Genomic DNA, 21,068 nt, shown 5'->3' with positions numbered 1-21,068 from the left:
CGAGCCCCGGTCCTCCCCCTCCAGGAGCCGCACCATGAACTCGCTCACAACCCTCCCCAGACCCACGACAAGCACAAGGCGTCGGGCCGTCTCGTCCGTCGCCGTCCTCCTGACCGCGCTGGCGACGACCCTGATACCGGCCGCCCCCTCCCGGGCCGCGGACACGAGCGTCACCGTCGACTTCGCCAACGCCGGTGGCGCCCCCACGTACCGCGCCTCCGGAATGATCTACGGCATGACGCCGAACGGCTCGCTCCCGCAGGACCACTTCTTCAAGGACATCAAGTGGCACTTCATGCGGGCCGGCGGCGCCCAGCTCAACAGCGGCGGCTACGCCACCAGCCTCGCCGAGTACCAGACCCGCTGGAACTCGACCCTGGCGCAGTACAAGCGCACCGCCGCCCTAGGCGGCACCTTCGTGATCCTGCCGCACGACCTGTGGGGCGCCGACAGCACCACCCACGTGGGCTGGCCCGGTGACAACGGAAACTGGACGCAGTTCGACAACTTCGTCACCCAGCTCATCGGCGACGTCAAAGCCAACAACATGACGGTCCAGTGGGACCTGTGGAACGAGCCCGACGGCAGCAACTTCTGGGGCGCCTCGCAGGCGCAGTACCTGCAGATGTGGTCGCGGTTCTACGCCCGCGTCCGGGCGGCGTTCCCGGGCCAGCTCATCGTCGGCCCCAGCATCGCCAACCAGCCCACCTCCTCCAACAGCTGGTGGACCACGTATCTCAACTACGTCAAGGCCAACAACGTCGCCCCCGACATCTACAGCTGGCACGACGAACCCGCCGACCCGGTCCCGGGCGTCGCCAGCGCCAACTCCACCCTCGCCGCCGCGGGGCTGACCAACACCCGCCCGTACCAGATCAACGAGTATGCCGCGCTCTCCCAGCAGAACCCCGGCGGCGGCGCCTGGTTCATCGGCCGCCTGGAGCGGGCCGGCGCCGACGGCCTGCGCGGCAACTGGGCCTCCGGCACCGCCTTGCACGACAACGAGGCGAACCTGCTCACCAAGAACAGCGCGGGCCAGTACCTGCCGCTGGGCGAGTGGTTCATGTACCGCTACTACGGCTCCCAGACCGGCAACATCGTCAACCTCGTCCCCGGCTCCGGCACTGACGGCCTCGCCACCAAGGACAACTCCGCGAAGAACGCCAAGGTGCTGCTCGGCAGCAACGGCAACACCGGCAACGTCACCGTCAACCTCACCGGCCTGGGCACCACCTCGGTGGTGGAGAGCGGCAAGGTCCGTGCGGTCGTCCAGCGCGTCCCGTACAACAACGGCGCCGCGGTGACAGGCCCGGAGACGATCTCCGACTCCACCCTGACGGTCAGCAACAACGCGGCCTCGGTGAGCCTGCCCTGGAGCAACTCCAAGGACGGCTACACCGTCACCCTGCTCCCGCCGTCCAACACCACCATCTCCACGGTCGCGGTCAGCGAGAACAGCGGCCAGTGCCTGGACGACACCAACCTCAGTACCGCCAACGGCACCCAGTACCAGCAGTGGAACTGCGAGGGCGGCTACCAGCAGATGCTCGACCTCAAGCCGGTGAGCGGCAAGACCGACACCTACACCGTGGTCAACGAGCTCAGCGGCAAGTGCCTTGACGTGTCCGGGGCTTCCACCGCGGACGACGCCGCGGTCGTCCAGTACACCTGCAACGGCGCCACCAACCAGCAGTTCACCCTCAACCCCGTCACGGCACTGGGCAACAGCCACGACTACCAGCTGGTCGCCGTCCACAGCGGCAAGTGCGTCGACGTCACCGGCATCTCCACCACGCCCGGCGCGAAGATCCACCAGTGGACCTGCGACCCCGCAAGCGCCCTGGCCAACAAGAAGAACCAGATCTGGCGCCTCTCCGGCAAGAACTGACCCGTTCGACTCGGGAGCTTCCCGACAGGGGCGGCCGTACGGCATCAGTGCCGTACGGCCGCTCTTCGTCGTCGGTCAGCCGCCTAGCGGGTTGTCGGTGCCACATCCGGTGGGGTTGCCGCGAGCGTGCCGCCCGATGCGGATCGGCCACGTCGCGGGCGACCCGGACCGCGGTCATATCCGCCCGGCTTCACTGCGTGGCCGCAGACGGTGCAGACCACGCCCACGACCAGGAGGTCCCCGGAGTAGGTGACCAGGCTCGCGACCTGGACCAGGAGGCCCAACCCCCACAATCGGGGGTTGCGCACGATGCGGCGTAGCAGTCGGCTGGGCACACGGTTGCGGATGAAGGCATAGATGCCCAGCGAGCCCACGCACAGCGAGACGACGGCGACAAGGCCCAGGCTGAGCAACATCATTGAGCCGTATGACATGAGAGCCCCCAGATTGTTCTGTACGGGACAATATCCCTGCCCAGGATCTCCCTGTTCGTCGGGTCAGCATCCAGCACTGGTGCGCGGTGCGCGGTGCGCGAGCACGGGTTTTGGCCGGGCGGCCCAGCGGTCCCGGCACGGTCAGGGTGAGATCGCCCCGTTGGCCCTTGATCGTTTCGGTGGCTCCTGTGGTGCCGGACCCTTGTGGTCTCGTTGCTGTGTCGGCGTGGGTGGGTAGGGTCCGGGGATGGGGAAGATCGAGGTCGTTCCGGAGAAAGTGGCCTGGGTTCTGGTGCGTGACGGGCGGGTGCTGCTGACGCGCAACCGTGGTGTTGATGTCTTCTACTTCCCGGGCGGGAAGCGGGAGTCGGGTGAGTCCGACGCCGAGACCTTGGCGCGCGAGATCACCGAGGAACTCCGGTCCCGGGTCGATACGGCCACGATGGTGCACGTCGGTACCTTCGAGACACGGAGCAATTCCGACGGCCGCACCGAGTTCCGGATGATCTGTTACACCGCCGAGTACACCGGTCCGCTGGTTGCCTCAAGGGAGATCGCAGAGACGGACTGGTTCGGCTATGGCGATCGTGCGCGGGTCTCGGCAGTGGACCAGATGGTGTTTGACGCGCTTCATGCCTCTGGCCAACTGCCCTGAGGAGCCGACTGAGGATTTTTCGAGGTCCTCGATCCCGACATGCCGCGGCACCAACGACTACCGGTACCTGGCCGAGGAGAAGCCGATCGCGGCGCAGAGCAGAGCCTGGAGGACAGTGAGCGCGATGGCCAACTCCCAGGAGTCTTCGGGATTCTGTGGTGGGCGGCCGCGTTGCACGTCGTATTTGCCCGAGGGGTCGACGGTGACTGTGACCTTGTCTCCGGCGGTGAGTCGGCCGGCGCTGATCTGGCCGAGATGGCGACGGCCCGAGGAGTCCGACAGTGCCGCCATTTCACCCACCTCCATGCCTGTTCCGTCCCTGGCCGGGTGCACGGAGACCACGACCGCTCGTACCGCCCGGCCATGGTCGTGCAGTGCCTGGTTGTGCAGCGCGGAGCAGAACGCCCACGTGGTCAGCACGAAGCAGACCGCCGCCACGATGTCGAGCTTCCCGAAGTCCCTGTTCAGCTCGTCCATCCCGAGGACCGCCAGAAGGAGGCCCACCAACCCGAGCAGACAACCCACCGCGATCATGGAACCCATCACCACCAGCAACGAACTCCACCAACTGGGTGTGCTCGCCACGCCGTAGGCGATGCCGAATGCTCCCGCGCTCATGATCACGCTCGCGGGCACTGCGAGGGCGGCCCACGCGATCTGCCGAGCGGTTCCTCGCAGCTCGGCGCGCCGTGACGGACGGGTCGGCTGATGGAATCGCTCCCACTGGTGCATCGGACGGTAGCGCCAACACGGCTGGAAGCACAGGGGTGTTGCCCGACTTTTCTCGACTGGTCCAGATCGAAGGATTCAACCTCTTGATGTCTTGACCGAGGGCACACCTGTCCCCACTATTGGGAGCGCTCCCACTGGTTCAAGCCTTGACCCCCATCGAGCCGCACTCCGCAAGGAGGAACCAGAACCATGGATCGCGGACGCAAGAGCACAGCCGCGCACGAGGCGTCGCTGACAGAGGCTGCGTCACACCCCGTCCCAGCCTGACGGGGGCACCAGCCGGGCGGTCCTCAGTCCCCAGAGGGCTGCCCGGCGTTCTCGCCGGAGCAAGACCGCTGCTTCCCCTCCCGGTGAAACGTTCCGTTGGGCATCCCGCAGAACTCCCGTGGGAGCGCTCCCGAATCGAGGGCGCTCCGCCGCTTCCCCTCACATCCCCGCTTCCCCTCACACCCCGCGGAGGATCCGCATGCAACTCCCACTCCCCAACCCCCTGAGCAGAGCACGAGCCGTGCTCGGCACCCTGCTCACGGCACTCTTCACCCTCACGACGCTGCTCACCGCCGCTCCGCCGTCACACGCCGACTCGACCATCTGTGAGCAGTTCGGTTCGACCACCATCCAGGGCCGTTACGTCGTCCAGAACAACCGCTGGGGCACCAACGCCACCCAGTGCGTCACCGCCACGGACTCCGGCTTCAGGATCGCCCAGGCCGACGGCTCGGTTCCGACGAATGGCGGCCCGAAGTCCTACCCGTCCGTCTTCAACGGCTGTCATTACACCAACTGCTCACCCGGCACGAACCTCCCGGCCCGGCTGAGCTCGATCTCGAGCGCGCCCACGAACATCTCCTACAACTATGTCAGCGGCGCGGTCTACGACGCCGCGTACGACATCTGGCTGGACCCGACACCCCGCACCGACGGGGTGAACCGCACCGAGATCATGATCTGGTTCAACCGCGTGGGGCCCGTGCAGCCGGTCGGCTCGCAGACCGGCACCACCAGCGTGGCCGGCCGGTCATGGCAGGTGTGGGCCGGCAACAACGGCACCAACGACGTGCTGACCTTCGTCGCGCCGTCAGCGATCAGCAGCTGGAACTTCGACGTGATGGACTTCGTCCGTCAGACCGTCTCCCGGGGACTCGCGCAGGACAACTGGTACCTGACGAGTGTTCAGGCAGGTTTCGAGCCCTGGCAGAACGGGGCGGGGCTGGCGGTGACGTCGTTCTCCTCGACCGTGAACCTCGGCGGAGGCAACCCGGGCAACCCGGGCGACCCGGGCGGCTCAACGGCGTGCAAGGTGGCCTACGGTACGAACGTGTGGCAGGGAGGCTTCACCGCCGACGTCACCGTGACCAATGCCGGTCCCTCTCCCGTCAACGGCTGGAATCTCGCGTTCACACTGCCTTCGGGGCAGAAGACAACGAGTGTGTGGAACGCCAATGTCTCCTCGTCATCGGGTGCGGTGACCGCCAGTGGTCAGCAGTACAACGGGGACATCGCACCCGGTGGGCAGGTGTCCTTCGGGTTCCAGGGCACCTACAGCGGGACCTTCGCCAAACCGGCAGGCTTCAGCCTGAACGGTACGGCCTGCACCACCGCGTGAAAGGGCCGGCCCACCCCCTTCCCGACTCCCGGGCTCGGACGAGGTGGGCCGCCTTTCGACGGCCGACTCGTTCCCCAGGGCTGCCCTGCCCACGGGTGGTCAACTCTGCCTGCACGGCATCGAGTTGCCAGCCACCGATGTTGCTGCGCCGCGGTGCCTTCCGCCGTAGGATCGGTGATCTCGTGGGGGAGGTGGTCATGGGCAGGCGACGCCCTGGGGCGCCCACGCTGGAAGAGGTGGCCGCCCACGCCGGGGTGGGGCGAGGCACGGTCTCCCGAGTCGTCAACAACGCGGCCGGTGTGGCCGATTCGACGCGCCGGGCCGTACAGCGGGCCATCGAGGAACTGGGGTACGTGCCCAATCTCGCCGCCCGGTCCCTGGCCGGGCAGCGGGCCGACGCCGTGGCCCTCGTCCTGACGGAGCCGGACTGGAGGCAGTTCGCGGAGCCGTTCTTCTCGGAAATCGTCAGTTCGATCGGCGACGGGTTGGCGGACACCGGCATGCAACTGATGCTGACCCTTGTCCGCTCGGAGTCCGAACGGCAGCGTTTCCTGGAGTACGCACGCGGCGGCCGGGTCGACGGAGTCCTGCTGATGTCCGTCCACGCGGACGACCGGCTGCCGGACATGCTCGCCGAGGCACGGTTGCCGACCGTGCTGCTGGGGCGTCGTTCGGCCGACGAGTACGTCAGCCATGTGGACGCGGACAACACGGGCGGCGCCCGCAGTGCCGTCTCCTATTTGCTGAAACAGGGCCGTCGAGCGATCGCCACCATTACGGGGCCGCTGGACATGTACGTCGCGCAGTCAAGGCTGCAGGGTTACCGGAACGCCCTGGAGTTGGCCGGCCTGGAGAATTCGCACTCCCTGGTGGCCGAAGGCGATTTCTCACAGGACAGCGGGCGCCGCGCCATGACGGAGCTCCTCGAACGGCACCCGGAGATCGACGGCGTGCTCGCCGCGTCGGACACCACGGCCGCCGGGGCGCTGCAGGCACTGCAGGCAGCGGGACGGCGCGTGCCCCAGGACGTCGCCGTGATCGGTTTCGACGACTTTCCGCTGGCCCAGCGCACCGAGCCGCGCCTGACCACTGTGCGTCAGCCGTTGGAGGAGATCGGAAGAGCCATGATCAGGCTGCTGCTTGAGGAGATCGAGGAGCCGTACGTGGCGTGGCGCCACGTCATCCTCCGTACGGAACTGGTCGTTCGCGAATCGGCGTGACGAGAATCGCCGTACGCACCCGGCTCAGCCTGCCGAGCCGATGGCTCAGCGGAGCCGAGTCGTCCGAAACGGCGTACGTTCCGGTCTCCCGAAATACCGGAAGGAATGGAGCGAATCGGTTCGACGTAAGCGCTTCGACGGGAAGGTGCGACCGGCCACGTGTCGGGTCGATGGCGTGCCGTAGGTGAATGCGTCACCGGCACCTGATCGGGGTTCGGCCGCTTCGGCTGCCTCGGCCAGTGCCCTCCATGCCGGCGGCGCTTGCGGGCCCGATCCGCTCGGCTGCACTGCTGTTCACCGGCCTGATGGTGGGTCACACGGATGGTCCGGACTCTGCCGCCGGTCGCTGCGGGCCTTCCCTCAGTGCCCGCGCGGCAAGCGGTTGCGGCGTCGTGCACTCGTTTCGGACCGCAACTTTTCGACGGTGCTGACGGCTTGCGCAACACGGGAATCAGCAGTCGAATCGATTCCGCAACAAGGTGCGCAGCAGAGGCCCGTGCACCCTTGGCAGCACCGCGGCACCGGGAGCACCGTCTCCCGCCGAACCTCTCTGCATCCCACTGCACAACGGCACGTTCAAGCGCCTCGGTATGCATGAGCGCCACCACCACAACCCGACGGGGTTGCGCCGGCACGGTAGGGAGACCAGATGGGAACCACACGTACAAGACGCCGTCCGCTGTCCGGGCGAGGAGGCGTCGCGCGACTGTTCGCGGTGGCACAGCACCGTGACAGGTCGGGCGGCGTGCCTTCACCGGCACGTTCAGCACGGTCTCGTTGGAGGACGCTCGCCCGGGCGGCGGCCGCGGCCGCGCTCGTCGGCGGAGCCCTGGCCGGTGCCACGGCCACGGCCGGGACGGCCCGTGCCGCCACGTCCGGTCCGTGCGACATCTACGCGGCCGGCAACACCCCTTGCGTGGCGGCGCACAGCACGACGCGGGCGCTGTATGCCTCGTACACCGGACCGCTCTACCAGGTTCGGCGTGCCTCGGACAATGCGACTCGGAACGTCGGTGTTCTGGAGGCGGGCGGGTACGCCGACGCCGCTGCCCAGGACTCGTTCTGCTCGGGCACGACCTGCCTGATCACGGTCATCTACGACCAGTCGGGCCGCGGCAACAACCTCACCCAGGCACCCGGCGGCGGTGCCGCGGGCGGCCCCGACAACCTCGCGAACGCGACCGCCGCGCCCACCACTGTGGGCGGTCACAAGGCCTACGGCGTCTTCGTGGCGCCCGGCACCGGCTACCGAAACAACCACACCAACGGCGTCGCCACCGGGGACAGCCCCGAGGGCATGTACGCGATCCTCGACGGCACGCACTACAACGGCGGCTGCTGCTTCGACTACGGCAACGCCGAGACGGACAGCAACGACGACGGCAACGGCACCATGGAGGCCATCTACTTCGGCAACATCAAGGTGTGGGGCTACGGTTCGGGCAACGGTCCGTGGATCATGGCCGACCTGGAGAACGGTCTGTTCTCCGGGGTGAACCAGCACTACAACGCCAACGATCCGACCATCAACCACCGGTACACGACCGCCGTCATCAAGGGCGGGGCCAACCACTGGGCGATCCGTGGCGGCAACGCGCAGTCCGGTGGCCTGTCGACCTTCTACGACGGTCCGCGCCCCAACGTCGCGGGCTACAACCCGATGCGCAAGCAGGGCGCCATCATCCTCGGCATCGGTGGCGACAACAGCAAGGGCGCCCAGGGAACCTTCTACGAAGGGGTGATGACCTCCGGCTATCCGTCGGAGGCCACCGAGAACGCGGTCCAGGCCAACATCACGGCGGCCGGGTACAGCAACTCCTCCGGCGGGACGGGCACCGGGGCTCTGCACGCGGTGGGCGCGGGCAAGTGCCTGGACGTGCCGAACTCGTCCACCACGGCCGGCACGCAACTGCAGATCTGGGACTGCAGCGGCGCCGCCAACCAGACCTGGACCCGTACGTCCTCGGGCCAGTTGACCGTCTACAGCGGCAACAGCCAGATGTGCCTCGACGCCTACGACAACCAGACGTCCGCCGGCACCAAGGTGGTGACCTGGCCGTGCAACGGCGGCGCCAACCAGCAGTGGCAGGTGAACTCCGACGGCACCGTCACGGGCAGTCAGTCCGGGCTCTGCCTCGACGTCACGGGAGCCTCCACGGCCAACGGCGCCCTGGCGGAACTGTGGCCGTGCAACGGCGGATCCAACCAGCGATGGAGCCTCGGCTGACCTGAACGGCCCCGCTTCGCGGCAGGCTCACTGCCGAACCCCACGTGACATCACCGGAGGATGACCATGTCCAGAGCCAGAGCCAGAGCGCTCCGTGGCCTGTGGGCCACCCCCATGGCGCTGCTCGCCCTACTGGCCTCTGGCCAGGCCACGGTCGGGGTCGCGTACGCGGCACCGGCACAGCGTGAGGCGGCGGCCGCCGACCTGTACGTGGCGCCGGACGCGGCTCCCGGCGGGGACGGCACCGCCGGGCAGCCGTTCACCACCATCGACCAGGCGCAGCAGCCCGCGCACCGGCTCTCCGCCGACTCGGACATCGTCGTCCATCTGGCGGGTGGCACCTACCGGTTGACCAAGCCACTGACCTTCGGCTCCGGCGACGGCGGCCAGAACGGCCACACCATCACCTACCAGGCCGGGTCCGGTCAGCAGCCGGTCGTGTCCGGTGCGAAGCAAATCACTGGTTGGCAGGTGCATGATCAGTTGAAGAACATCTGGTCGGTCCACGTCGGCACCGGCGTGAACACGCGCCAGCTGTACGTGAACGGCAAGGAGGCGCCGCGGGCGGCGATCCCGGTGCCCCGCTCCGGCTTCGCCTTCACCCAGACCGGCCTGACCATCACCGACTCCTCCCTCGACTACCTGGCCGGCCTCTCGGACCAGAGCCACATGGAAGTCGAGAGCATCAACTCCTTCACCGACCGCTACGCGCCGGTCCAGTCGATCAGCGGCAGGACCGTCACCATGCAGCAGCCCGCGTGGAACAACAACTCCTGGGGCTACGACACCATCAACGCCCCGTTCGCCGGCGGGACGATGTACCTGGAGAACAACTACGCGTTCCTGCAGCAGGCCGGACAGTGGTATCTCGACGCCTCCACGGGCGACCTGTACTACCGGGCCCAGCCGGGCCAGAATCCGAACGGCCTCGACGTCGAACTGCCCCGGCTGCAGAGCCTGCTCGGCGTCAGCGGCAGCTACGGTGCACCGGCGGCCAATCTGAGCTTCACCGGCATCCGGTTCACGGGAACCTCCTGGCTCGGCCCGAGCGGACCGGACGGCTACGCGGACCAGCAGAGCGGCGCGCACATCACCGGCGCCTACGCGATGCCCGCCAACTGGCTGAGCACCTGCAAGTCGGGGTGCACGCAGTTCGAGGCCACCCGCAACCGCTGGGCGCAGATGCCCGGGGCCGTACAGGTCTCCGCGGCCACCGGCATCACGTTCTCCGGCGACACGTTCTCCGAACTCGGCCAGGCGGGCCTCGGCATAGGCAACGACGGCGTCGCCACGGCTTCCGGCACCGGACTCGGCGCGGGCGGCGTCACCATCACCGGCAACACCTTCACCGACATCGCCGGCAGCGGCATCCAGGTCGGCGGGATCCAGCCGGACGCCCACCACCCGAGCAACCCGCAGATGACCAACCAGAACATCACGATCAGCAACAACAAGGTCAGCGGGGTGGGCACCGACTACAAGGAAACCGCCGCCATCCTGTCCACCTACGTCACCAACGCGACGATCAGCCACAACCAGTGCGACCACCTGCCCTACGACGGGATCGACATCGGCTGGGGCTGGGGCGCCAACGACCCGGGCGGCAGCCAGGACTACGTCAACCGGGGCACGTACAACTACCAGCCCGTCTACAGCACCCCCACGACGCTGAAGAACAACACCGTCTCGCACAATCTGATCTACGACACCAAGAACGCGATGTTCGACGGCGGCAGCATCTACAACCTGTCCGCAAGCCCCGGCTCGGTGATCTCCGACAACTACATGTACGACAACGGCCGCACCACCGCGCTGTACCTCGACGAGGGCTCCCGGTATCTGACGCTGTCGCACAACGTGGTGCAGGACGCCGGCAACTGGGCGCTCACCAACGCCAACGCGAACAACCACACCGACGACAGCACCTTCTCCGGCAACTGGTACAACGGCGGCAACACCTACGTGGCCACCGGACCTCCGCACAACAACGTCCTCACCGGCAACGTGCAGGTCAGCGGAACCAACTGGCCGCAGGGCGCCCGGCAGGTCATCCAGCAGGCAGGCGTCCAGTCCCCGGGCGACGGTGGCGGGTTCCCCAGCGGCTACCACCAGCTGGTGATCGGCAGCAACAGCCTCTGCCTGGACGTGAACGGCAACTCCGGCGCCGCGGGTGCCGCGATCGGCCAGTGGACCTGCAACGGACAGAGCAACCAGCAGTTCCAGTTCCTGCCCGCCTCGGGCGGTTACGGGCAGCTGCAGGCGCAGAACTCCGGGCTGGTCGTGGCGGTGTCGGGCGGCTCCACCACCGCCGGTACGCCCGACATCGTGCAGCAGGCCCCGAGCACAGCGGCAGGCGGTCTGTGGCTGCCGGTACGGCAGTCGGACGGCTCGTACTCCTTCCAGAACCAGAACAGCGGCCTGTGCCTGGACGTCTACGGCGCCGGCAGCAACCTCGGCCAGCAGCTCGACCAGTGGCCCTGCAAGAACACGGCGGGCAGCAACCAGGACTTCACCCCCCGCTGACCGCTCGCGCGCTCGTTCACCCCACCCACTGTCCCGCACCAGTGAGGAACGACGATGAAGACGTACTCGGCACTCCTGGCCGCCGCGCTCACGGCGGCGCTCGGCGTCGGCGCCGCGTCACCCGCGACGGCCGCCGCCGGCAGCGGTTCGCCGCCGTCCGGCGCACGCCTCGCCGCGGCGCCCGCCACCGTGCGGCTGATGCCGCTGGGCGACTCGATCACCTGGGGCGTCGGCAGCCCGTCGGGCAACAGCTACCGGGGCTACCTGTGGAACCAGCTGTCGGCCGAGGGGCACGCCCCGGACTTCGTCGGCTCGGGCCGCAACGGCACCCTGTCCGACCCGGACAACGAAGGCCACTCCGGGTGGCGGATCGACCAGATAGCCGGGATCGCCGACTCCGTGCTGGCCCGATACCGCCCGAACGTGATCACCCTGGAGATCGGCACCAACGACCTCAACGGCAACTACCAGATCCCGACCGCTCCCGACCGGCTCCGCGCACTCATCGACCAGATCACGCGCGCCGCCCCCGACGCGACCGTCCTACTGGGCACCGTGATCGTCTCCACCAGCGGCACCGAGGAGGCCAACCGGCCGGCGTTCAACGCGAGGCTTCCGGGAATCGTCCAGGACGCGCAGGCCGCCGGCAAGCACGTACGCCTGGTGGACATGAGTGCGCTGACCAGTGCGGACCTGTCCGACGCCCTGCACCCCAACGACAACGGTTTCCGCAAGATGGCGGACGCCTTCAACGCCGGGGTGCAGGCCGCCGACGCGGACGGCTGGATCAAACCGCCGGTTTCGGCGGGCGGTCAGGTGCGCTCCGGAATCGCGGGGAAGTGCCTGGACGTGAGCGGCGGCAACAGCGCCAACGGGAGCGCCGCGGACATCGCGGCCTGCAACGGCTCCGCCGCGCAGCAGTGGTCCGCGCACGCGGACAACACCCTGCGTGCGCTCGGCAAGTGCCTCGATGTGACCGGCCGCGCCACCGCCAACGGCAGCAGGATCCAGATCTGGGACTGCAACGGCGGCAGCAACCAGCAATGGCAGGCGTACAACGGCGGTTACCGCAACCCGGCCTCCGGCCGCTGCCTCGACGACCCCGGCTCGTCCACCACCGACGGCACACAACTGGTCCTGTGGGACTGCAACGGCGGAGCCAACCAGCAGTGGACCGCGCTGCCGGTCACCACCTCGGCTCCCTGACCCGACAGGACCGCGGCACCGACTCGTGGTCGGTGTCTCACCCCCCACTCCCACACACAAGGAGAATGATTTCTGATGTCCTGGCTCAACGAAGAGCCCCGTCTGCGCAAGACACTGGCCCTGGCCGTCGGACTCACAGCCGGCACGGTACTGGCGCTGGCCGGGCCGGCGAACACCGCCGCCCACGCCGCCTCCGGCACGCTGGGCGCGGCCGCGGCCGACAGCGGCCGCTACTTCGGCACGGCCGTGGCCGCCGGAAGGCTCGGAGACTCGACGTACTCCACCCTTCTCGACCGGGAGTTCAACATGATCACCCCGGAGAACGAGATGAAGTGGGACACCATCGAGCCGTCCCGCGGCAACTTCAACTTCGGGCCCGGTGACCAGATCGTCAGCCACGCCGCCGCGCACGGGCAGCGGATGCGCGGACACACGCTGGTCTGGCACTCCCAACTGCCCGGCTGGGTCAGCTCCATCAGGGACGCGAACACCCTGCGCAGCGTGATGAACAACCACATCACCACGGAGATGAACCACTACAAGGGCAAGATCTACGCCTGGGACGTGGTCAACGAAGCCTTCGCCGACAACGGCAGTGGCCAGCACCGCAGTTCGGTGTTCCAGGACGTGCTGGGCAACGGCTTCATCGAGCAGGCCTTCCGCACCGCACGCTCGGCCGACCCGGCGGCCAAGCTCTGCTACAACGACTACAACATCGAGAACTGGTCCGACGCCAAGACCCAGGGCGTCTACAACATGGTGCGCGACTTCAAGTCCCGCGGCGTGCCCATCGACTGCGTCGGCCTCCAGTCCCACTTCGGCGCCGGCGGCCCGCCGTCGAGCTTCCAGACCACACTGTCGAACTTCGCCGCGCTCGGCGTCGACGTACAGATCACCGAGCTGGACATCGCCCAGGCGTCGCCGACGGCGTACGCCAACACCGTCAAGGCGTGCATGAACGTCGCGCGCTGCACCGGCATCACCGTCTGGGGCATCCGCGACAGCGACTCCTGGCGCAGCGGGGACAACCCCCTGCTGTTCGACCGCAACGGCACCAAGAAGCCCGCCTACGACGCGGCCCTGTCCGCGCTCGGCGGCGGCTCGGGCAACCCCGGTGGCATTGTCTCGGGAACCGTGTACTCGCTGGTGGACGTCGCTGCGGGCCGGGCGCTGGACGTCCCCAGCGGGCAGAACGCGAACGGGACGCCCCTGCAGGTCTGGGACTCCAGCGGCGCTGCGAACCAGCAGTGGCGGGCCAGCCAGAACAGCGATGGCTCCTACACCCTGACCAACGTCGCCAGCGGACGGGTTCTGGACGAGCCGGGCGGTCAGACGGGGAACGGGACGCGGATGGCGATCTGGGACTCCAACGGCGGCGCCAACCAGCACTGGAGGGCGAGCCAGAACGGCGACGGTTCCTACACCCTGACCAACGCCGCATCCGGCCGGGCGCTGGAAGTTCCGGCAGGGCAGGGCGGCAACGGGAGCCCCGTCCAGATCTGGGACGCCAACGGCGGCGCCAACCAGCACTGGAGCTTCAGGTGAGGTGACCCGCGCCCAGCGCGCGGACCCGCACTCTGACGAACCCCCGCGCCCGGTACGGCAATCGTCGCCGGGCGCGGGTTCGGCGCGCCCTCAGAACGCCCTGACCAGGAAAAACATGGGATGGATCAGATCTGAAATCGCGAAGACAGGTCTATTGACAGTGTATTGGGCCTGTGGGATCACTATGCGACATGGGATGTATGAGTGTCCTCGTGAGTGCTCCAGGGCGCGCGCTGACGGGAGCGGTCGGCACCCCTTCCGAACCCTTTCGGACAGGCACGGCACTCTCCGTCCCCTTCCCCCGCATATCCGAGGACACAGAATGCAGCCTCCATGCGCTCCGCCCCGCAGCCTTGCCGCTCGTGCACCACGCCTGCCGGCGCATGCCGCCGTATGCGTGATGGCTTTGCTGGCCATGTTCCTGACCGCCGCACCGGCATGGTCGGCGCCGACGTCCGCGGCAGCCCTGGTGAGTTCGGCGTCGGGGCGGTGCCTCGACGTCAAGGGCAACGTCGACACCTCCGGTACGGGGATGCAGATCTGGGACTGCAACGGCCAGGCCAACCAGGCGTTCGAGTTCACGGCGGCCGGTGAGCTGAGGACGATGAACGGCACCCGGTGCGTGGACGCCTACGACACCCGGACCGCTCCCGGAGCCGCGGTGGTCATCCGGCCGTGCGACGGGCGGGTGACCCAGATGTGGCGACAGAACCCCGACTCGACCGTCACCGGTGCCGCCTCCGGATTCTGCCTGGACGTGAGCGGGGCGGGCACGGCCGACGGCACCGCGGTCATCCTGTGGACCTGCAACGGCCAGAGCAACCAGAAGTGGACCGCGCCGGCGCCTCCGGCGGACGGGTCGGGTCCGTGCGACATCTACGCCGCTGGCGCGACGCCGTGCGTGGCCGCGCACAGCACGGTGCGCGCGCTCTACGGCTCGTACAACGGCCCCCTCTACCAGGTCAGGCGCGCCTCGGACAACGCGACCAAGGACATCGGCGTACTGGCGTCCGGTGGCTTCGCCGACGCGGCGGCGCAGGACTCGTTCTGCGCGGGCACCGCATGCGTGATCACCGTCGTCCGCGACCAGTCCGGGCACGGCAACGACCTGTGGTACCAGGGCTCGGCCCAGGTCCCGGGCTCCAGTCAGAGCAGCCCCGCGAAGGCGACCTCCGAGTCGCTCACCGCCGGGGGGACCAAGGCCTACTCGCTGTACATCAACCCCGGCAACAGCTACTGGCGGGACGGTCACCTGACGGGCGTGCCGACCGGTGCCGCACCCGAGGGGGCGTACATGGTGACCAGCGGCACCCATGTCAACGGCGGCTGCTGCTTCGACTACGGCAACAGCGAGACGGACCGCAAGGCCGACGCCGCCGGGGCGATGGACGCGATCAACTTCGGCACCCAGTGCTGGTTCGGCGGCTGCTCCGGCAGCGGTCCCTGGGTGCAGGCCGATCTCGAATGGGGCCTGTACTCCGGCGGCAGCCAGTCCTGGAATCCGGGCCAGCGGGCGTTCGCGAACAAGTTCGTCACCGCGATGCTCAAGAACAACGGCACGTCGAGATTCGCCCTCAAGGGCGGCAACGCCCAGTCGGGCGGCCTGACAACCCTGTGGGACGGCGGCCTTCCCAGCGGATACAGCCCCATGAAGAAACAGGGGGCCATCGTTCTGGGCAGCGGCGGCGACTGCTGCAAGCCGGGCGGCGGCGCCAACCTGAGCGCCGGCACCTTCTACGAGGGCGCCGTCGTCGCCGGCTACCCCTCCGACGCGACCGACAGCGCGGTGCAGGCCGACATCACCGCCGCCGGCTACCGCTGAACCCTCTCACCTTCCCCTCCCACTCGTCCCAGGAGTCGATGAGGTATGCCCACGACCACCGCGAGAGCCAGGAGCGTTCGGCCGCTGCCCCCGCTGCTGTCCCTGCGCAGAAGCCTGGCGCTCGCCTTCTCGGCCGTGCTGCTCGTCGCGGCCGCCCCCCTCCTCTCGCTCGGCACGGCGCCACCCGCCGCAGCACTCGGCAACGGACTCGCGCCGACCCCGCAGATGGGCTTCAACGACTGGAACGCGTACGGCTGCAACGTCTCCGAGTCGCTGATCAAGTCCACCGCCCAGGCGATGCACACCAACGGCATGCAGGCGGCCGGCTACTCGTACGTCAACATCGACGACTGCTGGATGACCCACAACCGCGACTCCGGCGGCCACCTGGTGCCGGATCCCGCGAAGTTCCCCGACGGCATCAAGGGCACCGCCGACTACGTGCACTCACTGGGCCTGAAGCTGGGCATCTACGAGGACGCGGGCACCGCGACCTGCGCGGGATACCCGGGCAGCCTCGGCCACGAGAGCACGGACGCGCAGTCGTTCGCGTCGTGGGGCGTGGACTACCTGAAGTACGACAACTGCAACAACACCGGTGCGCCGGCACGGACCCGGTACACCGCGATGCGGGACGCCCTGGCGGCCACCGGCCGGCCGATCCTGTACAGCCTGTGCAACTGGGGCCAGGACAACGTGTGGACGTGGGGCGCGGACGTGGGCAACAGCTGGCGCACCACGGGCGACATCAGCCCGAGCTTCTCCAGCATGCTGTCGATCTTCCACAGCAACGTCGGACTGGCCTCCTACGCCGGCCCGGGCCACTGGAACGACCCGGACATGCTGGAAGTCGGCAACGGCTCGATGACGGCCACCGAGAGCCGCAGCGAGTTCAGTCTCTGGGCGGAGATGGCCGCACCGCTGATCGCGGGCACCGACATCCCCTCGGCCAGCTCCTCCACCTTGTCCGTCCTGACCAACTCCCGGGTGATCGCGGTCGACCAGGACCCCCTCGGCAAGCAGGGCACCATGGTGTCCTCCTCGGGGGGCCTGGACGTGCTGGCCAAGCCGCTCGCCAACGGGGACGTGTCGGTGGCCCTGTTCAACGAGACGAACTCCACGGCGACCATCACCACCACCGCGGCCGCGATCGGCAAGACAGGGGCGTCCGCCTACACCCTCACCGACCTGTGGTCGGGCGCGTCCTCGACCACCTCCGGCACGATCAGCGCCTCCGTGCCGGCCCACGGCACCGTGATGTACCGGGTCGCGGGCGGCACCGGCGGAGGTGGCGGCACCAGCGTGACCGGCGAGCTGCACGCGGCCGGCGCGGACAAGTGCCTGGACGTGCCGAACTCCACCACGACCGCCGGCACCCAGGCGGAGATCTGGAGCTGCAACGGCGGCGCCAACCAGACCTGGACGCATTCCGCCTCTGGCTCGCTCACCGTCTACTCCGGCAGCGGCCAGAGGTGCCTGGACGCCTACAACAACCGGACCACGCCGGGAACGAAGGTGGAGATCTGGACCTGCAACGGCCAGAGCAACCAGCAGTGGACGCTGAACACCGACGGCACGATCACCGGCGTCCAGTCCGGCCTGTGCCTGGACGTCACCGGAGGGGCCACGGCTGACGGAAGTCTCGCCGAGCTGTGGACCTGCAACGGCAGCAGCAGCCAGGGATGGGCGCTGCGATGACTCGCCCCTCTCTCCGGCCACCGGCAGCTTCGGTGCCGCCGTACGGCGGCACCGCCACAAAGGAGGTCTCCTCCATGCCCGGATCAGCAACCGATCGCCGGCGCAGGCGATTCCCGGCGGTGCTCCTGATCGCCCTGGTGATGGCTCTGGCCGCGTTGGGGACACCCTCGTTCGCCACTTCCGCGCGGACCGGCACACCCGCCGTCGGCCACGCGTCGGCGCCCGCGCCCGCGGCGGACGCGTCGCTTCCGTGCGACCTCTACGCGGCGGGCGGAACGCCGTGCGTGACGGCGCACGCCACGACCAGGGCGCTCTTCGCGGCGTACAACGGGCCGCTGTACCAGATCCAGCGGTCCTCCGACCACAGCTACCGCGACATCGGGGTGCTCGCCGCGGGCGGGTACGCCGACGCGGCGTCCCAGGTGTCGTTCTGCTCGGGGACATCGTGCACGATCACGAAGATCTACGACCAGACCACCCGGCACAACGACCTGCCGATCTCCTGGGGCGGCTACTGGAAGGGGCCCGGCCCCAACGGATCGGACGTGGGCGCCGACGCCATGGCCCTGCCGGTGACCGCGGCCGGCCACCAGGTCTTCGGCGTCAAGGGTACCCAAGGTGTCGGGTACCGCATCGACCACGCGAGCGGAGTGGCCACCGGCTCCCAGCCCGAAGGCATCTACATGGTGACGTCGTCGAACTACACCAACCAGTGGTGCTGCTTCGACTACGGCAGCGGCGAGAACTCCCACACCGACACCGGCAACGCCACCATGAACGCCATCTACTGGGGCAACGCCTGCTGGTTCAACGGCTGCACCGGCAACGGCCCGTGGGTCGAGGCCGACCTGGAGAACGGCATGTTCCACACCAACACCGGCTCCAACAAGGACCCGAACAACCAGGGCGTGCACTACCCCTTCGTCAGCGCGTGGCTGAAGAACAACGGAACCAGCAACTTCACACTCAAGTACGGCAACGGAGCCGGCGGCGGCCTGACCACCACGTTCTCCGGCCCCCTGCCCAACGGATACTCCCCGATGAAGGTCGACAACTCCGTCCTCCTCGGCACCGGCGGCGACAACAGCGTCTCGGGGCAAGGCGAGTTCTTCGAAGGCGCGATGACGGCGGGCTACCCCTCCGACGCCACCGAGAACGCCGTCCAGTCCGCCATCACCGCCGCCGGCTACGGATCGGGCAGCGGCGGGGGCGGCACGACGGGTGCGCTGCACGCGGTGGGTGCGGGCAAGTGCCTTGAGGTGCCTGGCAGTTCGACGACTCCGGGCACGCAGACGCAGATCAGGGACTGCTCCGGCGCGGCGAACCAGACCTGGTCCCAGAGCTCCTCGCACGAGCTGACCGTCTCCCTGGCCGGCAGCCGTCTGTGCCTGGACGCCTCCGAACGGGGCACCAGCCCCGGCACCAAGGTCATCACCTGGACCTGCAACGGCCAGAGCAACCAGCAGTGGACGCTCAACACCAACGGCACCGTCACCAGCACCCTGTCCGGGCTGTGCCTGGACGTCTCGGGCGCCGCCACCGCCAACGGAACCCCCGTGCAGCTGTGGACCTGCAACGGCCAGTCCAACCAGAAATGGACGCTGAGCTGACCCGGTGAGGCACGCCGCCCAATCTCAGGAGGATCTGATGACGACGAGAGCGAGACCCGGCCGTCTGGCACTGGTGAGCGGTGTCGTCCTGGCACTCGTCCTGGCGCTGTTGTCGACGGCCCCGAGCCGGGCCGCCGCGGGCACGTCGCTGAGCGTCGACCTGGCATCGGCCCGGGGACCGTCGACCGGCGTGGGGGAGGGGTTCCTCTACGGCATCAGCGAGGACGGCAGCCAGCCTGTCGACCAGTTCCTCCAGCCGCTGGGGATCAACGCGTTCCGCGGCGGCGGATGGTTCTCCGGCGGCTGGATCAGGGACGGCTACCAGTACGCCTCGGCAACCCGGGCCGACGTCGACTCGATCGTCGCACAGGCGAAACGCCTCACCCGGCCGCCCTACCACGCGCAGTACCAGGTGCTGGTCAGCGACATCTACGGCGCGAACGGCGGCCAGCCCTCGAAAACGAGGTACCCCTGCGACAACGGCGACTGCTCCAACTGGATCGGCTTCATCGACTCCACGGTGGGCGCACTGCAGGCTTCGGGGCTCACGTTCTCCTACGACATCTGGAACGAGCCGGACATCTCCGCCTTCTGGACCCGGGGTGTCAACAGCGCCCAGTACTTCCAGATGTGGGACACCGCCTACCGGGAGATCCGGCGTATCGCCCCGGGGGCGCAGATCGTGGGCCCGTCCCTCGCGTTCACCCCGCAGGGCAACCCGGGCGAATGGCGGACCTGGCTCGCGCACGTGAAGGCGGCCGGGACGGTGCCGGACATGATCACCAACCACAACGAGGGCGACGTCGACGACCCGGTCACCGTCGCCCAGAGCCTCCGCAACGCCCTGAGCGCGGCGGGCATCGGCCCGTTGCCGCTGTCCTCGAACGAGTACCAGCCGGCCGACCGGCAGACCGCCGGGGTGACGGCCTGGTACCTGGCGCGGTTCGCGCAGTCCGGGTACGCCAACGCGATGCGCGGCAACTGGGTGTGCTGTGTCACCCCGAACCTGACGGGAGTGCTCACCCAGAGCGGGGGGACCTGGCAGCCGACCGGCAACTGGTGGGCGCTTCGGGACTACGCCGACCTGACCGGAACCCTCGTCGACACCTCCGGCCAGGTCGGCTCGACGGCCATCGCCGCCGCCGAGGACGCCGCCGCCAAACGCGCGGTGGCCGTCATCGGCGACTCCAACGGCTACACCGGCGCCGCGTCGGTGACCTTCAACGGGCTCGCGTCCGTGCCCTGGCTCACCAACGCCGGCAGTGTGCACGTCACCGTGCACCGCATCCCGGACCAGGCACCGCTGGGTGCGCCGCAGACCGTGTACGACCAGAACGTGAGCGCTTCCGGCGGCTCGGTCACCGTGCCGTTCACGTTCCAGGGCGCGCACGACGCCTTCGCCGTGTACCTGACTCCGGCGTCGTCCGGCGGCGGAGGCTTCCCGGACGGCTACCACCAACTCGTGGTCGCCAACGACGACTTGTGCCTGGACGTGTACGGCAACTCCACAACGGCGGGCACCGTGATCGACCAGTGGACCTGCAACGGGCAGGGCAACCAGCAGTTCCGGTTCATGCCGGCCTCGGACGGCTACGGCGAACTGCGCGCCCAGAACTCCGGCCAGGACGTGGCGGTCGCCGGCAGCTCCACGGCGGCGGGCACCCCGGACATCGTCCAGCAGGCCCCCGGCACGGCGGCGGGCGCCCTGTGGCTGCCCGTACGGCAGTCCGACGGCACGTACGCCTTCCAGAACCGCAACAGCGGTCTGTGCCTGGACGTGTACGGCGCCGGCAGCAACGCGGGACAGCAACTGGACCAATGGCAGTGCAAGAACGCGCCGGGCACCAACCAGGACTTCGCCGTCCGCTGATCCCGCACCCGGCGCGGACCCCACCGACCTGC

General features: G+C 68.7%; 13 protein-coding genes and 1 pseudogene. 12 read left to right on the top strand and 2 right to left on the bottom strand.

Features of this window, described 5'->3' with window-relative positions; all coding sequences use genetic code 11:
* Positions 1-34: 34 nt before the first annotated feature.
* Positions 35-1,888 (top strand): RICIN domain-containing protein, encoded by a 1,854-nt coding sequence (locus OG870_RS02660; protein ID WP_266845346.1) that lies wholly within the window; start codon positions 35-37, stop codon positions 1,886-1,888.
* Between the two features lie 83 nt (positions 1,889-1,971).
* On the opposite strand, the gene OG870_RS02655 is transcribed toward OG870_RS02660, so the two are convergent.
* Entirely contained in the window at positions 1,972-2,307 is a 336-nt protein-coding gene (locus tag OG870_RS02655) for a hypothetical protein (RefSeq protein ID WP_266524658.1), read from the bottom strand.
* Positions 2,308-2,569: 262 nt separating this feature from the next.
* On the opposite strand from OG870_RS02655, the gene OG870_RS02650 reads away from it, so the two are divergent.
* Positions 2,570-2,977, top strand: coding sequence for an NUDIX hydrolase (locus OG870_RS02650; protein WP_266524660.1), 408 nt, complete (start codon positions 2,570-2,572; stop codon positions 2,975-2,977).
* A 57-nt stretch (positions 2,978-3,034) separates the two neighbouring features.
* Here OG870_RS02650 and OG870_RS02645 read toward each other — a convergent pair whose 3' ends face one another.
* Positions 3,035-3,595 carry a hypothetical protein gene (locus OG870_RS02645; RefSeq protein WP_266524662.1) on the bottom strand — a complete coding sequence of 187 codons (561 nt, stop codon included), beginning with the start codon at positions 3,593-3,595 and terminating at the stop codon, positions 3,035-3,037.
* Positions 3,596-4,175: 580 nt separating this feature from the next.
* On the opposite strand from OG870_RS02645, the gene OG870_RS02640 reads away from it, so the two are divergent.
* The 10 genes and pseudogenes from OG870_RS02640 to OG870_RS02595 all read left to right on the top strand — a co-directional run bounded on the left by OG870_RS02640 (position 4,176) and on the right by OG870_RS02595 (position 21,036).
* A complete protein-coding gene (locus tag OG870_RS02640; RefSeq protein WP_327690571.1) occupies positions 4,176-5,315 on the top strand; it encodes a GH12 family glycosyl hydrolase domain-containing protein in 1,140 nt (379 codons plus the stop codon).
* A 197-nt stretch (positions 5,316-5,512) separates the two neighbouring features.
* Positions 5,513-6,535 carry a LacI family DNA-binding transcriptional regulator gene (locus tag OG870_RS02635; protein ID WP_266524666.1) on the top strand — a complete coding sequence of 341 codons (1,023 nt, stop codon included), beginning with the start codon at positions 5,513-5,515 and terminating at the stop codon, positions 6,533-6,535.
* A 649-nt stretch (positions 6,536-7,184) separates the two neighbouring features.
* Positions 7,185-8,762: an arabinofuranosidase catalytic domain-containing protein gene (locus tag OG870_RS02630; protein ID WP_327690570.1), complete on the top strand. Its 1,578-nt coding sequence runs from the start codon at positions 7,185-7,187 to the stop codon at positions 8,760-8,762.
* A 66-nt stretch (positions 8,763-8,828) separates the two neighbouring features.
* Complete coding sequence (locus OG870_RS02625; RefSeq protein WP_327690569.1) at positions 8,829-11,285, top strand: RICIN domain-containing protein; 2,457 nt, start codon at positions 8,829-8,831, stop codon at positions 11,283-11,285.
* Between the two features lie 54 nt (positions 11,286-11,339).
* A complete protein-coding gene (locus OG870_RS02620) occupies positions 11,340-12,491 on the top strand; it encodes a ricin-type beta-trefoil lectin domain protein (RefSeq protein WP_327690568.1) in 1,152 nt (383 codons plus the stop codon).
* Positions 12,492-12,566: 75 nt separating this feature from the next.
* Positions 12,567-14,033 (top strand): annotated as a pseudogene (locus OG870_RS02615) (endo-1,4-beta-xylanase); the annotation flags it as partial.
* A gap of 403 nt (positions 14,034-14,436) precedes the next feature.
* A complete protein-coding gene (locus OG870_RS02610; protein ID WP_266524685.1) occupies positions 14,437-15,858 on the top strand; it encodes an arabinofuranosidase catalytic domain-containing protein in 1,422 nt (473 codons plus the stop codon).
* Between the two features lie 45 nt (positions 15,859-15,903).
* Complete coding sequence (locus OG870_RS02605) at positions 15,904-17,556, top strand: glycoside hydrolase family 27 protein (RefSeq protein WP_327690567.1); 1,653 nt, start codon at positions 15,904-15,906, stop codon at positions 17,554-17,556.
* Positions 17,557-17,630: 74 nt separating this feature from the next.
* Positions 17,631-19,166: an arabinofuranosidase catalytic domain-containing protein gene (locus OG870_RS02600; RefSeq protein WP_327690566.1), complete on the top strand. Its 1,536-nt coding sequence runs from the start codon at positions 17,631-17,633 to the stop codon at positions 19,164-19,166.
* Between the two features lie 37 nt (positions 19,167-19,203).
* Positions 19,204-21,036 carry an RICIN domain-containing protein gene (locus OG870_RS02595; protein ID WP_327690565.1) on the top strand — a complete coding sequence of 611 codons (1,833 nt, stop codon included), beginning with the start codon at positions 19,204-19,206 and terminating at the stop codon, positions 21,034-21,036.
* Positions 21,037-21,068 lie beyond the last annotated feature (32 nt).

It is taken from the genome of Streptomyces sp. NBC_00461 (assembly GCF_036013935.1).
Classification (GTDB): Bacteria; Actinomycetota; Actinomycetes; order Streptomycetales; family Streptomycetaceae; genus Streptomyces.
The sequence above is the reverse complement of the archived record's forward strand: the minus strand, read 5'-3'. Positions and strand labels throughout refer to the sequence as shown.